The sequence below is a fragment of the Niallia taxi genome, from assembly GCF_032818155.1.
Classification (GTDB): Bacteria; Bacillota; Bacilli; order Bacillales; family Cytobacillaceae; genus Niallia; species Niallia taxi_A.
On sequence record NZ_CP102589.1, the window covers coordinates 1,936,173 to 1,950,249 of the forward strand.

The window sequence follows — 14,077 nt, forward strand, 5'->3', positions numbered from 1 at the left end:
AAGGTGATAACATGAAATTGATATTGGCTGAAAAACCATCTGTATCAAAAAATATTGCAGATGCATTAAAAATAAAAAACAAGCAAGACGGCTATTTTGAAGGAAATGGCTATATCATAACATGGGCATTCGGCCATTTGCTGCAGTTAAACGATGCGAAAGATTACGACGAAAAAATGGCGACATGGAAAATGGATAACTTTCCATTTATACCGGAAAGCTTTAAATATAAGGTGAAAAGTGATCCGCGCAATCGGGAAAAGCCTGATAAGGGAGCACAAAAACAGCTGCGGACAATTCAACAGCTCATGAGAAGACAGGACGTTACTGCGATTATATCTGCCTGTGACTATGATCGAGAAGGACAAATCATTGGTGACAGTATTATTTATAATCTGCGGACAGATAAGGACGTATATCGTTTGCTCTTGAATGAGTGGACACCAGATGAAGTATTAAACGGTCTTGAGCAAATTCGGGCAAACAGTGAAATGCGTCCACTTCAGGATGCTGGTGTCAGCAGACAGTGGGCAGATTGGCTAATAGGGATTAACCTTACATCTGTTACAACATTAAAATACCAGAAGGGCAAAGGTAAAGCACTTAATATCGGTCGTGTATTGCTTCCGACCTTAAAGATAATTTATGATCGGGATAAGGAGATACGAGACTTTATACCAGAGGATTATTTTAAGCTTCAAGGGACCTTTTCAAGCACAGAAGGCAAATATACGGGGATTTATACAGTCGGTAAAGAAGACAAGTTTAAAACGAAGGAAGAGCTTGACCAGCTGCAAAAACAAATTGCCGGCAAAAAAGGACTTGTAGCAGACAAAACAGTCCAGAAAAAGAAAGAGTATCCGCCGTTACTGTTCAATTTATCGAATCTTCAAGGCTATATTACGAGCAAATATAAAGGCTGGACGGCTGATAAGGTTTTAAAGGTTGCACAAGGTCTGTATGAAAAAAAATATATTACGTATCCAAGAACGGCAAGCATGGCGCTTGAGGAAAGCTTAATAGGTAAAACTGCTAAGGTCGTTAGTGCCATATCTGCAAACTTACCTTATAAAGATGACATAAAATTTTATGCATCCAAAAGAGTTTTTGATAATAAAAAAGTAGAAAGCCATAGTGCCATTATTCCGACCTATCTTATTCCGAAAAGGCTGACGAACGATGAGGAACAAGTCTATGAGGCAATTAAAACTAGACTGCTGATGCAGTTTATGCCTGTAGCTGAATATGAGGAAACAAGAATTGTTACAAAAATTAAAGATACGAGTCTGCCTGGTGCGTTTCATACTAAAGGAAAAGTGCAGCTTGTCGAAGGCTGGAAGAAAGCAGAAAACATTAAGACAAAGGATGTGCTTCTGCCGTTTGTTGGCATTGGGGAGGAAGTGGATGTCAAAAAAATCGAAACAACCACCCATACGACACAGGCCCCAAAGGAGCATACAGAAAAAACACTATTACGTCTCATGGAAACTTGCGGCAAAAACATCGATGCACTTAGTGATACGGAAGAGGACGTTATGTCCATATTAAGCGGCTTTAGCATCGGCACACCTGCTACCCGTGCAGAAACAATTAAGAAGCTAAAGGATATCGGCTATATTGAAGCAAAAGGCAAAAGTTTGATTTGCACGGATTTAGGAAAAACACTCGTTGAAACATTTCCAATTAAGGAATTGTTTAACTTGGATTTCACGGGCAGGTTAGAAAAATCTCTTTATGATATAGAGAAAGGTAAATACTCTAAACAAGCCTTTTTGCAGCTTATTAGCGAATTTACAAAGAACTCTGTTGAAAAAATCAAGCATGAGCAAGATGTGACCATACAAGAGGTATCCTATACAAAAAGGAAAATAGAGAATTTAGGTAAATGCCCAGTCTGCGGTCATCAAGTGATAGAGGGGCAAAAGGGATTTGGCTGCAGTAACTGGAAACAGGGCTGTAAATTTGTAATTTGGAAAAATGATAAGTTTTTAGCAGCACTTAAGAAAAAACCAACCAAAACTATGGTAAAGGCAATTCTAAAGAACGGGTCTGCCGAGGTTAAGGGACTAACAAGCAAAAAAGGAAATAAATTTGATGCTATTTTAAAATATGTAAAAAATACAGACAATGATTATTTTAGCTGGCAAATGGATTTCGCAAGCAAAAAGTAGCATATGTCTGTTCAAAAAACAGTGGCATCACTAACAATGCTTGTTTCAACAATTTTTATATAGTAAAATGCTTAAAGGATATGCCGCTGCTCCGCCTACCTGCGTTTCGCGAAAAAGCTTTAACGTAAAGGGGGGCAACGGTTAAATCGAACGAATACAGCTCTGTTTAGCTAAACATGGCAAGTGTTTGAGAGTATATGCAAAATTAGGAGGGTCATATATGCCAACACCCAGCATGGAAGACTATATTGAACAAATTTACAAACTGATAGAAGATAAAGGATATGCAAGAGTATCAGATATTGCAGAAGCCTTGTCTGTACACCCCTCCTCTGTTACAAAGATGGTTCAAAAGCTGGATAAGGACGAATATCTTGTATATGAAAAATATAGAGGGCTGATTTTGACCCCAAAAGGTAAAAAAATTGGACAAAGATTAGTTTTCCGTCATGAGTTACTTGAAGACCTTCTGCGTATAATCGGCGTGAAAGAGGAAAATATTTACGAAGATGTAGAAGGAATTGAACATCATTTAAGCTGGGATGCAATCGATCGTGTTGGAGATTTAGTCCAATATTTTCAGGAAGATTCAAAAAGAATCGAGGAGCTAAAAGTTATCCAGCAAAAAAACGAGAACCTGGATTAAAATGGCGAGAGACATATTTTATTGCTCCATGGCAAAAAAGCGTGTCTCTATGTCTAGCCCCTCTTTTCCTATGTATGTTTGTTTAAATCATTGGAAATTCCTCAAACGTATCCTCTATTGTGATAGAAGAGCCTTCTTCTAAGCCTGTCTCTGACAGCTTAACCCCGCTGATTGAGCCTTCTGCTGCTTCCATCACCGCTTTACGGTAAGAGATAATTCTATCATCAGATGTTTTGAAGCTTATTATTTCCCCTGCATGATTTCTTTCCACAGCAACGATTGTTTCCATATTATCTATCCTTTCTTTAAAAAATTAAAAATCATCGCTTAGTATGCTCGAAAAGAAACAAATTAATCATGAAACTTTTTTACCTACCATACGTATTTATAGGAAGGAAGCTTAAAAAAGAGAGGGATCATACATATGAACAGATATACCTTGCAGGATTTTGTAAACCAAACTGAACAGCAGGATAAAGGCGAAGGCCTGTTTGAATTGGAAACACAGCGCATGCTTGAAGTGAATTTAGAGAGCAAAATTTGGGCGAAATCTGGAAGTATGGTTTCGTATATGGGAAACATTAAGTTTACAAGAGAAGGAATTTTGGAGCATGGAATAGGGAAGATGTTCAAAAAAGCATTGACAGGTGAAGGTGCCTCCCTTATGAAGGCAGAGGGTGAGGGCAAGCTGTATCTTGCAGATCAAGGGAAAAAAATCTCCATTTTAAATTTGTATGATGATTCCATTTTTGTGAATGGCAATGATCTGCTAGCATTTGAGCCTTCTGTTTCTTGGGATATTAAGCTGATGAGGAAGGTTGCTGGCATGCTCTCAGGGGGACTTTTCAACATTCGTTTGTCAGGCAGAGGCATGATTGCCATTACCTCTCATTATGAGCCGCTTACTTTGAGAGTGACGCCATCAAAGCCAGTTTTCACTGATCCGAATGCAACAGTGGCATGGTCAGGAAGCCTGCAGCCAGAATTTGTAACAGATGTATCCTTGAAAACATTCTTCGGAAGAGGCAGCGGTGAATCGATTCAAATGAAATTCAGCGGCGAAGGCTTTGTTGTTATTCAGCCATTTGAAGAGGTTTATTTTAGCGGGGATAACAATGGATAATGATTGTTCTTAAAAAAGGGATATTCTTTCAAACTGTGTACGGAATGTATACAGATTGAAAGAAATATCCCTTTTTTATACTTTACTTGCCTTTCATTTCCATTCGTATGGAGTTTCTTGATAAACATAATAGTTCAGCCAGTTTGAAAACAGCAGATGTGCATGAGAACGCCACATATTGAGTGGTTTCCTGCTTGGATCATTATTTGGAAAATAATGAAGAGGAAGATGAATATCTAGTCCCTTTTCTTTATCGCGTTTAAATTCCTCTGCAAGTGTGGAAGAATCATATTCCAAATGGCCAGTGATCATTATTTGTTTTCCGTTGTTTCCACTAATAATAAGTGCACCAGCTTCATCTGATGCTGCTAAAAGCTGCAGCTCTGGATGATCATTAATTTCTCGTGTTGTGACATTCGTATGCCTAGAATGAGGTGCCACAAAGCTGTCATCAAAGCCGCGCAATAATTTTTCAGATGGCTTAAGAACCTCATGAGAATAAATTCCATAGCATTTTTGGTCAAGCTCGTATTTTTTTATACCAAAGTGATGATACAAGGCGGCCTGTGCGCCCCAACAAATATGCAGGGTGGAGGTTACATTTGTTTTAGTCCACTCCATAATTTCAGTAAGCTCTTGCCAATATTGGACTTCCTCGAAGCTCATTAATTCAACAGGAGCTCCTGTAATAATCATGCCATCATACTTATTTCCTTTAATAGCTTGGAAATCTGTGTAGAATTGCTCTAAGTGATACGGACTTGTGTTTTTGGAGTGATAGGATGCAGTCCGAACGAGTGAGATGTTTACTTGAAGTGACGTGTTCCCAAGAAGTCTTAGCACTTGAACTTCCGTTTTCTCTTTTTCTGGCATTAAATTAAGAATTAATATATTTAATGGCCTGATATCTTGAGCCTTTGCTCGTGTTTCGTCCATTATAAAAATATTTTCTTCTTCGAGAATTTCCCTTGCTGGCAGCAGCTGTGGAATTTTAATAGGCATAATGGTTCGCCTCCTGTTTTTTCCTTATTTCTGCATGTTGTGAGTTAGTATGGCTTTTACTTGCACTGGAATATTTAATAGGACAACAAGCAAAGCTATTGTAGTATTCCAGTAATTTAATTGTTGGTTGTTTTAAACATATAGCCTATTATAAGTTTCCTTTCGGTTTGCCGCAATACAATTGCAGGAAATGTGTGAAAATAGTTTTTTTTCAGCATTTTTAAGCACATCTATTTTTTATTTGACGTTCCTTTTCAAGAGAAAGGCGAACATTTTATTAATTTTCTTTTATTTTTATTCGTTAATCTGTAAAATAGTTAAGGAAAGTATACATAAAAATAGATAAAAAGCTCTCTATTAGTTTGCCATGAATTCAAAAAGAACAATTTATTTGAAAGGGTGCTTACATGATGAAAACGGATATTGAAATTGCACAACAGGCAAGTATGGAACCTGTATTGGACATAGCAAAAAAACTTGGATTAACAATCGATGATCTTGAGTTATACGGAAAATATAAAGCGAAAATTTCATCTGAAAAGCTGGAGCAAATAAGCGCAAATAAATCAGGGAAAATTATCCTTGTGACAGCAATCAATCCGACACCAGCAGGAGAAGGAAAATCAACTGTTACAGTTGGCCTTGGCGATGCTTTGCAAAAGCTGGATAAAAAAACAGCCATTGCGATGAGAGAGCCCTCACTTGGACCAACAATGGGCATTAAAGGTGGTGCAGCTGGCGGTGGCTATGCACAGGTTATGCCGATGGAAGATATTAATCTTCATTTCACAGGTGACCTTCACGCTATCACAACTGCCAACAATGCATTAGCAGCACTTATGGACAACCATATCCACCAAGGAAATGAACTGAAAATTGATCAAAGGCGCATTGTTTGGAAAAGGGCCCTTGATTTGAATGATCGTGCTTTAAGAAAAGTAGTAATCGGACTTGGTGGGCCATTACAAGGTGTTCCGCGCGAAGATGGTTTTGATATTACGGTTGCCTCAGAAATTATGGCTGTATTGTGCCTGGCACATGACTTAAATGATTTAAAGGTAAGGCTGTCTAAGATGGTTATCGCTTATAACATAGATAAGCAGCCTGTAACAGTTGGAGAGCTTGGTGTTGAGGGTGCATTGACACTTCTGTTGAAGGATGCTGTGAAGCCGAATCTTGTGCAGACGCTTGAGCATACACCAGCAATCATTCACGGCGGACCTTTTGCAAATATTGCGCATGGGTGCAATAGTGTTATTGCAACTGCAGCTGCAAGCAAGCTAGCTGATTATGTTGTAACAGAAGCAGGCTTCGGAGCAGATCTAGGTGCTGAGAAATTCTTAAATATCAAAGCTAGAAATGAACAAATCAATCCAGAAATTGTCGTTATCGTTGCTACAATAAGAGCATTGAAAATGCATGGCGGCGTAGCAAAGTCTGAATTGGCAGAAGAAAATATTGACGCGCTGAAAAAAGGATTTGCGAATTTGCAAAAGCATGTTGACAGTATTAAAAGCTTCGGCCTGCCATTTGTAGTTGCCATCAACCGGTTTTATACAGACAGTGTAAAGGAAATCGAAGTGCTTGAGGAGCTTTGCAATGCGGAAGGTATTCCAGTGGCACTGACAGAGGTTTGGGAAAAGGGCTCAACTGGTGGACTCGAGCTTGCTAGGAAGGTATTGGAAATCATCGAGCAAGACAAAAATGAGTTTCAGCATAGTTATAGCCTTGATGCATCCATTGAGGAAAAGATTCGAACAATTGCTACAACGATTTATGGCGCAAGCAATGTAGAGTTCAGCACAAAGGCGAAAAAGCAGATGAAGGATTTTCAAGGCTTTGGCTGGGGCAACCTCCCTATCTGTATGGCCAAAACCCAATACTCCCTTTCAGATGATCCATCACTACTTGGACGTCCACAGGAGTTCTCTATTACAGTAAGAGAGCTGAAGCCAAGCATTGGTGCAGGCTTCCTTGTTGCCTTGACAGGAGATGTAATGACAATGCCAGGACTGCCAAAGCAGCCTGCCGCACTGAAAATGGACGTAAATGAACATGGAAAAGCAATCGGCCTGTTTTAAGGTAGTGAACAAAGTAGCGCAAATATAACTATTTGCGCTTTTTTAAAAGGAGAATTTATATGTTTGATCCAACGGCATACGATAATTTAAAAACAGTGATCGAAGGCCTCCTCTATGATAAAGACCTAGAAGGAGTTATTAATATTTTAGATAGAAAAGATATGCTTAACATGAGCACAATGTCTCGTGAATTCCATCTAGCCTTCGCTTTAAGCGACCAAAAAAATGCCCAAATGATATTTTCACTGTACGCCTCTTTAGAAAACTTAGCATCTGAGCTTCTAGAACTGGAAGACAAGCTCGCTTTAGTTGGTGCTAATGTAAAGTTAACAATTGTAGTAAGACACGAAAACAAACAAGAGCTTCTAGAATTGCTGCAGGACTTGCTTCAAAAAATTTGGGGAACAGAGCAAATCATCAAGCAGGAAATTCGTTATCAGCCCTTCGCTTCTGATAATATAGTAACTAATCATATTACAATCGTTTTCAGCAGATTGGTTACAGAAGGCCACATAGACGATTTAGCCGAAATGACAGATTATATGCTGGCTACTTTGGCAGGCTTAAAGAGACAGATGCTGCTGGTCGATTTAGGAAGAGGGGAATGATAAGGATGACTGTTTATGATTTTGAAGTAAAGAAAATCACTGGCGAAGAAGTGTCACTGGATCAATACGAAGGTAAGGTTCTAGTTATCGTTAATACTGCGAGCAAGTGCGGATTTACTCCTCAATTTAAGGAGCTTCAATCCGTTTTTGAAGAATATAAGGAATTGGGACTTGAAGTGCTTGGTTTTCCTTGCAATCAGTTTATGAATCAAGAGCCAGGCAGCGAGGACGAGATTCTGTCATTTTGTGAAATGAACTACGGAGTATCCTTTCCGATGTTCGCTAAAATTGATGTGAATGGAAAAAACGCCGCACCTTTATATAAGCATTTAAGCGAAGAAGCACCTGGCGCAATGGGTCTTAAGGCGATTAAATGGAATTTTACAAAGTTTTTAGTAGACCGTTCAGGCAAGGTTGTGAAGCGTTATTCTCCAAATGCATCTCCTTTAGAGATGAAAGAGGATATTGAAAAATTATTATAATAATTCAAAAGGAAGAATAGAGCAATCTGTTCTTCCTTTTTTTTCAATAGAGGTGAGGAACTTGGCTGTAATTGGGATTGATGCAGGTGGAACGATGATAAAGTTGGCTTATAAAGATAAGGGCAGAATTCATTTTAAAAAGTATGCAAACACAGAAATGGATGCAGCGATGGGCTGGCTTAAGCTGTTTAAGTGGGAGCGGATAGCTTTAACAGGTAGTAAAGCCGCCTATTTGCAATCCATGCATTTTCCTGACGCACTAATTGTTTCTGAGTTTGATGCAGTGTGTAATGGCGCTAAATGGCTTCAGGAAAAGGAGAACCCAAACAGTGAAGAGGAATTTATCCTTGTCAATATGGGAACAGGCACTTCCTGGTTTCACGTAAATAAAACTAGCTATAAACGGATTTTAGGCAGTGGTATCGGTGGTGGAACGATTATAGGCTTGTCTTCCATGCTGGCAAACGAACAGAATTTTTCCGCGATTACAGACCTTGCTGCAAAAGGCAAGCATAACAAGCTTGATTTGCTTGTTAAAGACTTATATGACAAAGAAGATATTGGAGTTAATGGCAACCTTACTGCCAGTAATTTTGGCAAAGGACAAGAGGCTGATGGAAGTCAAGAGGATGGGATTTCGGCTTTATTTCAAATGGTAGCTGAAACGATTGTTCTGTTAACACAACAAGCAAATACCATTCATCAAGTGGATAAGATTGTCTATGCAGGAGGTGCTGTTTATGGTAATAAACCATTGCAAAAGATAATTACTTCATTTGATTATCTGTTTCCTACAAAACAGGTTTTTCTGCAGGATGGACAGTTTTGCGGTGCGATTGGAGCGTTTTTAGCAATAGAGTAAAAAAAGAAGGGATGATGGAATTTATATAGAGGTGATAAGCGTCTATACAAATTCCATCATCCTATTTTGGTGTTAACGGAAAGAAAATAAGCGGAAAAACGATCCTCTTCTTACTGGCACTTCCTTTTCCTTTTGTTCCTCTTTCGTTTTTCTTGCACCATAAGTATGCTCAAACGGTCTATCTGCAGCAAGAGCTAAGGCGGAAATTTGCTCTTTTTGTGTTTCAATGAATTCTTGTTGGCGGTCCATTTCCTCTTGCTGCTTCTTCAATTGCTCAACTAGAACAGAATTAAAGTTAATTTGCAGTTGAAGCTGTTCTTTTGTTGCTGTTAATTCTTCTAAAATCTTTTCTGTTGTTTCATCTGTTTGCAGCAGAATCGGAGCTTGTGGAGAATCGTTTAGTGTTTCTTCAATTTCTCTTAGTGATAATTTATCGTCATTACGCATTCTTTTTACCTTTTCCAATACTTCCATTGCATTGCTGTCAAAATAGCGATAGCCATGCTCTCCAACGATAGTTGGAATAACACCTTTCAATTCCCTGAGCCAGTTGCGCACAACTCCAGGTGTTTCTTCAATTTGTACAGCTGCTTCCTTTACACTTAATAAAAGTTCCTCTTTGGCAGCGATTATTTCCTTTTCTTGTTCCAACATCATGCTTCATCACCCTTCTGTTTTGATAGATTAATAAGACCAAAAACAAAAACGAATCGACTTTAATACTAGTTCGATATAGAAAAATTTTCTCCTTTAGCGAGGTTTGTCTAGTTTTGTTGATTATTAGTTTCTGAAAATTTAAATATAAACTTTACAATAATTTCCATGCATATTAGGATAGATTATAGGTTTAAAAAGCGATTTGTGAAAGTAGGATAGAAGGGATATCGTGTAAGAACAATATTGCAAGAAAAGGATGCTGATTCGTTGTGATGATGGAAAATACTATTTCGAGCATACAGATTGTAGAGTATGAGGATAAGTTTGCAAGCAGTATTGCGAAGATGTGGAATGACAGCAAGGATGCATGGGGAGGCGGTGTCAAAACAGAAGAGCAAATCCTTGAAAAGCATCGAAGCTCTGATAATCTTCACACATTTTTAGCTATGGACAATAGTCAAGTTGTCGGCTATTGCGGATTATCTGTGTATAAGGAAGATATCGATTCACTGTATATTCCATTGTTAAATGTTCGTCCGGATTATTATGGTAAAAAGGTTGGAAAATTGCTGCTGCTCCATGCCTTAAAAGCTGTTGTTGCAAAAAAATGGCCTCGGCTTGATTTATACACATGGGCAGGGAATACAAAGGCTGTCCCACTTTATAAACGATGCGGATTTTTTTGGGAGGAGGAGGACAGCTACACACATTTGATGAATTTCATCCCTACTGTATTAAATGACAGCCTGCTTGCTCCATACATAGGCAAAGTAGATTGGTATAAGGATATGCTGCGCACTTTGGATTTAAAGCCAGATGGCAGGCAAGAGAATGGCTTTACTTATTATGATTATGAATGGGCAAATTCAGAGACGAATTTATCAGCAAGCTTTGAACGAACAGGCAGAGGGTTAAGCGGAATAGAAACAGATGACTTTATTATTAAGCTGTCATTAAAGGACCATGAATTATTAGAAGACGAGGACCATGAAGTAAAATGCTATGTTAAAAATAAATCTGGCAAGCCACTCTCTGTTGAGGTTTCTTCTTGCTCGAATGAAAGAGTAGTATGTGATTTTAACCATATATATTCTGTTGAAAAGGAAGTAACAGCAACAAATGCCTTTTATTTACAAGCAGGGCCTGAGCCTGAACAAGGAAAAACATTTCCAACTATTTCAGTTAATGTGAGTGTCAATGGCTTGATGACAACGTTCAAATTAGGGATTAATCCAAAAACACCAATCACCATTGACACAAAGACAATTCCCTATGTGCTTCAAGAAGGTTTTGAGACAACTGTTGATCTAGAGCTAGAAAACAATCTATTTGTGCCTGCATTGATAGATTTAGAGCTTCCTAACAATAAGTACTTATCCTTCCGGAACCCTTCCTGCCGCATATTGTTAGAGGGGAAAGGAAAAGGATATGTATCTATACCTGCGACAGTTTTGTCATTAGGTTTTTTTCAGGAAGACATTATTTGTCGTGTAAAGCTGGAGAATGACGAGGAGAAGATTGTCACGAAAACAATTTCTGTTGGATTGAAAGGAGCGGGAGAGAGATTTTTCGGTGAAAACAAAAACTCCTATTATATTTATAATGGAACATACCACATAAGGATGTATAAAGCAGATAATGTCATGAAATTTGGCACCAATCATATAGGAGAATTACCTTTTGCCATGTTTGCACCAATGCTGGGCAAACCATTCTCTAATGAATTATCAAAAAATAAACCGGTTAAAACGGAAACAACACTTGAAAAGACATCTATCATTCTAGCTCTTTATTTCCAATCCACTGCTCATCCGCACATTCAGATAGCACTCCGTATACAGCTTTATGCTGAAGGGGTTGTCAAAAGATGGGTAACGCTGGAAAATAGGCAATCATCTCCTGCAAGTGTTCATTTACAGGAAACATTTTATCATGATTGGTCAGAGCTGTACTTTCCGCTAAGAGATGATATTGTTGTGTTTAATGAGGCAGATGCAGTGGAGCCAGGAGATATTGCATCAAAAGATATTAGCGGAAACTGGTATTTCTCTAATGATGAGGTAACTCCAATTGGCGTGTATTGGACAGAAGGGAATAAAATGACAATGGAAGGCTGGAAAATGCATCTTGAGTCAATGAAAGGCTTGAAGGGATATAATAGCTGCAGTTTTCCACCAATTTATATGTCTATTGGTGCATTTACAAGCTGGAGAGACTTAGAACAAGCTGCTACAGGAACTCAGTCTTCTCATAAAGCACTTAAAGGGGAAATAAATCTGGCTGTAAATGAGAACAATCCTGTTATCGATGAAAGCAAGTCTTTATCTGTATTGTTTTCAAGCTATCGAAACAATCAAGCTGATGGTGAAGGGGAACTATTTGTAAATGGTACATCAACATTTAAACAGACTTTGCCTGTTAACAAAGAGATAGCACTACCTGTTGAAGTAACTGAATGGAAGACTGTTAATAAAGTGCAGGCAAAAATTACGACAGACAAAAGGCAGTCTTACTTTGATACCGTCATTTTTCGACCATATGGAGAGATTTTACAGAACAGAATAACAGAAGAAGGATACGAAATATATAGTATTGATAACGGTATTATTAATTTCCGGGCAGCTCCGCATTATTATCCAGGGCTATTTTCGTTAAAAGCTCAGCAGACAGAATGGCTTGACCAAGCATTCCCGAATCTGATACCGAAAAGCTGGTGGAACCCTTGGGCAGGTGGGATAAAAGCAGGTCCACCTGATTTGAGTGTTCATTCTTTGTTAAAGGAAAAAACAGAAGCGGAGTTTGTACAAATGAAAGACAACTTTGATAATGTATGGTCTGGCATTAGGCTTGATACGGATATTATCCACCATTCAAAGTGGAAAGGACTGTCATACTCTCAATTTTATGTCACATTGCCCAATATCCCAATCCTCGCTATTTTTGTCCAAATACGAAATACGGCAGGTAAACTGATGACAGAAGAGGAATGGCATCAGAATCTTTTTATAAAGACAGGGAAAGAGAGCTGTGTACTGCATTTGAATCAGAAAAAAAATCATAATCTTATTTATACTGTTGGCAGGGAGGAGCAGGAAATAATCCTTAAAGATGATTTTTATATTACACAGGCAGCATCTAATGATAAGCTGCACCTGCTTACAGATGTAAACAGTAAAGTCCAATATTATACGAACAAAGAAGTCATTCAGCTTGTTTCGACGAATACATGTGAAAGAGAAAAGAATGGATATGTCCATATTCAGCCAAGCTTTCTTTATTTTGATGAAGATAGTGTCCCTTTTCACCAGTTAGAAACAGTTCGAAAGCTTCAATTTAAGCTGACAGAGGATTGATTGAAAAAAATAAAAGGATAAAGGAGACCGAATGAAAAAAATTATTGACGCACACATTCATCTTTCTAACATTCAATCATTTAAGGAAACAGCGCAATTGCTCTCTAAAGTAGATTATAGCCTAGATGGGGTCCAAGCTGAGATGGAGGCTGCCAATATTGTACTGGCAATTGGAATGGGTGTGACAGAAACCCAAAAAATGGGGTTTCCAGATTATGAAGCGAATACACCGATGGGTCTTGATCTTGGAGAATCACTGCCGAAAACAATTGTTTATTGTGCAGGCATCAATCCATACAAGCTAGAAACAGCTGCAATTGCCGAACTTGAACGGGAAATACAAAAGGACAATGTTGTTGGTATAAAGATATACTTAGGGTATTATCCGTTCTTTGCCTATGATCAAGTTTATGACCCAGTATATGAGCTTGCCGAAAAATACGACCTGCCCGTCGTGTTTCATACTGGGGACACATACTCAGAAAGGGGATTATTAAAATATTCCCATCCTCTTGCAATCGATGAAGTTGCAGTTAAATATCGCAATATTCGTTTTATGATGGCTCATTTTGGGGATCCATGGACATTGACAGGTGCGGAAATATTGTATAAGAACCGCAATGTATATGCCGATTTATCTGGATTGGTGGTTGGTGCTAGAAAGGAGCTAGAACAGGCGCAGGAAGGGATATTTCTTCAGCATTTAAGACATGCACTTGTGTATTCTAACTCCTATGACAAGCTTTTATTTGGTACAGACTGGCCACTAGCACCATTCGGCCCATATATCGAATTCATTCAAAGCCTGATTCCGGAAATGTATCATGAAGATGTTTTTTATAATACGGCACTTAAGGTTTTTCCGAAAATCAAGAAATTTCTTTAAGAGGTATGCAACGGGAAAGAGACTGCCGTCTTAGCTTGTTAATAAAGCTGTCGGCAGTTTATTTAACGTAATATATTATTCCCCATTAAGGCTCTTAGCAGCTTTAGTATAAGTCCTCATACCACCTCCACATCCCAATTTATATGTTTCAAACATAACAAATGGAGCATGTTCATTGTTAACCAATAAAAACATTCATCGATATT

The 14,077-nt window shown here is 38.4% G+C and carries 12 protein-coding genes; 9 read left to right on the top strand and 3 right to left on the bottom strand.

The window, feature by feature from the left end; genetic code table 11:
* The first annotated feature begins 11 nt into the window (after window positions 1–11).
* Both NQZ71_RS09575 and mntR read left to right on the top strand, forming a co-directional pair.
* The gene (locus NQZ71_RS09575) at window positions 12–2,171 is read left to right on the top strand and encodes a type IA DNA topoisomerase (protein WP_275005661.1); all 2,160 of its coding nucleotides are present in this window, start codon (window positions 12–14) and stop codon (window positions 2,169–2,171) included.
* Window positions 2,172–2,391: 220 nt separating this feature from the next.
* Window positions 2,392–2,817: a transcriptional regulator MntR gene (gene mntR / locus NQZ71_RS09580; protein WP_144452923.1), complete on the top strand. Its 426-nt coding sequence runs from the start codon at window positions 2,392–2,394 to the stop codon at window positions 2,815–2,817.
* Window positions 2,818–2,899: 82 nt separating this feature from the next.
* Here mntR and NQZ71_RS09585 read toward each other — a convergent pair whose 3' ends face one another.
* Entirely contained in the window at window positions 2,900–3,106 is a 207-nt protein-coding gene (locus NQZ71_RS09585) for a DUF3892 domain-containing protein (protein WP_144452925.1), read from the bottom strand.
* 135 nt (window positions 3,107–3,241) lie between these two features.
* On the opposite strand from NQZ71_RS09585, the gene NQZ71_RS09590 reads away from it, so the two are divergent.
* Window positions 3,242–3,940 carry an AIM24 family protein gene (locus tag NQZ71_RS09590; RefSeq protein WP_317010512.1) on the top strand — a complete coding sequence of 233 codons (699 nt, stop codon included), beginning with the start codon at window positions 3,242–3,244 and terminating at the stop codon, window positions 3,938–3,940.
* A gap of 93 nt (window positions 3,941–4,033) precedes the next feature.
* Here NQZ71_RS09590 and metA read toward each other — a convergent pair whose 3' ends face one another.
* Complete coding sequence (gene metA, locus NQZ71_RS09595; RefSeq protein WP_144452929.1) at window positions 4,034–4,942, bottom strand: homoserine O-acetyltransferase MetA; 909 nt, start codon at window positions 4,940–4,942, stop codon at window positions 4,034–4,036.
* Between the two features lie 410 nt (window positions 4,943–5,352).
* Here metA and NQZ71_RS09600 point away from each other — a divergent pair, with 410 nt between their 5' ends.
* The 4 genes from NQZ71_RS09600 to coaW all read left to right on the top strand — a co-directional run bounded on the left by NQZ71_RS09600 (window position 5,353) and on the right by coaW (window position 8,975).
* Window positions 5,353–7,023 carry a formate--tetrahydrofolate ligase gene (locus tag NQZ71_RS09600; RefSeq protein WP_317011740.1) on the top strand — a complete coding sequence of 557 codons (1,671 nt, stop codon included), beginning with the start codon at window positions 5,353–5,355 and terminating at the stop codon, window positions 7,021–7,023.
* Between the two features lie 59 nt (window positions 7,024–7,082).
* The gene (locus tag NQZ71_RS09605; RefSeq protein WP_317010513.1) at window positions 7,083–7,631 is read left to right on the top strand and encodes a hypothetical protein; all 549 of its coding nucleotides are present in this window, start codon (window positions 7,083–7,085) and stop codon (window positions 7,629–7,631) included.
* Between the two features lie 5 nt (window positions 7,632–7,636).
* Window positions 7,637–8,113 (top strand): glutathione peroxidase, encoded by a 477-nt coding sequence (locus tag NQZ71_RS09610; RefSeq protein ID WP_144452934.1) that lies wholly within the window; start codon window positions 7,637–7,639, stop codon window positions 8,111–8,113.
* A 61-nt stretch (window positions 8,114–8,174) separates the two neighbouring features.
* Window positions 8,175–8,975, top strand: coding sequence for a type II pantothenate kinase (coaW, locus tag NQZ71_RS09615; RefSeq protein ID WP_260054843.1), 801 nt, complete (start codon window positions 8,175–8,177; stop codon window positions 8,973–8,975).
* Between the two features lie 72 nt (window positions 8,976–9,047).
* Here the strand turns inward: coaW and NQZ71_RS09620 are convergent, their stop codons facing one another.
* Entirely contained in the window at window positions 9,048–9,632 is a 585-nt protein-coding gene (locus NQZ71_RS09620) for a MerR family transcriptional regulator (protein WP_144452938.1), read from the bottom strand.
* 272 nt (window positions 9,633–9,904) lie between these two features.
* On the opposite strand from NQZ71_RS09620, the gene NQZ71_RS09625 reads away from it, so the two are divergent.
* Together NQZ71_RS09625 and NQZ71_RS09630 are read left to right on the top strand one after the other, a co-directional pair.
* The gene (locus NQZ71_RS09625; protein ID WP_317011741.1) at window positions 9,905–12,985 is read left to right on the top strand and encodes a GNAT family N-acetyltransferase; all 3,081 of its coding nucleotides are present in this window, start codon (window positions 9,905–9,907) and stop codon (window positions 12,983–12,985) included.
* 31 nt (window positions 12,986–13,016) lie between these two features.
* The gene (locus tag NQZ71_RS09630; protein ID WP_317010514.1) at window positions 13,017–13,871 is read left to right on the top strand and encodes an amidohydrolase family protein; all 855 of its coding nucleotides are present in this window, start codon (window positions 13,017–13,019) and stop codon (window positions 13,869–13,871) included.
* The last annotated feature ends 206 nt before the right edge of the window (window positions 13,872–14,077 follow it).

Coding starts and splice junctions, on each gene's coding strand:
- NQZ71_RS09605 (WP_317010513.1), top strand. CDS start 7,083: ATGTTTGATCCAACGGCATACGATAATTTAAAAACAGTGATCGAAGGC.
- NQZ71_RS09585 (WP_144452925.1), bottom strand. CDS start 3,106: ATGGAAACAATCGTTGCTGTGGAAAGAAATCATGCAGGGGAAATAATA.
- NQZ71_RS09600 (WP_317011740.1), top strand. CDS start 5,353: ATGAAAACGGATATTGAAATTGCACAACAGGCAAGTATGGAACCTGTA.
- NQZ71_RS09620 (WP_144452938.1), bottom strand. CDS start 9,632: ATGATGTTGGAACAAGAAAAGGAAATAATCGCTGCCAAAGAGGAACTT.
- metA (WP_144452929.1), bottom strand. CDS start 4,942: ATGCCTATTAAAATTCCACAGCTGCTGCCAGCAAGGGAAATTCTCGAA.
- NQZ71_RS09575 (WP_275005661.1), top strand. CDS start 12: ATGAAATTGATATTGGCTGAAAAACCATCTGTATCAAAAAATATTGCA.
- NQZ71_RS09590 (WP_317010512.1), top strand. CDS start 3,242: ATGAACAGATATACCTTGCAGGATTTTGTAAACCAAACTGAACAGCAG.
- NQZ71_RS09610 (WP_144452934.1), top strand. CDS start 7,637: ATGACTGTTTATGATTTTGAAGTAAAGAAAATCACTGGCGAAGAAGTG.
- NQZ71_RS09625 (WP_317011741.1), top strand. CDS start 9,905: ATGATGGAAAATACTATTTCGAGCATACAGATTGTAGAGTATGAGGAT.
- NQZ71_RS09630 (WP_317010514.1), top strand. CDS start 13,017: ATGAAAAAAATTATTGACGCACACATTCATCTTTCTAACATTCAATCA.
- mntR (WP_144452923.1), top strand. CDS start 2,392: ATGCCAACACCCAGCATGGAAGACTATATTGAACAAATTTACAAACTG.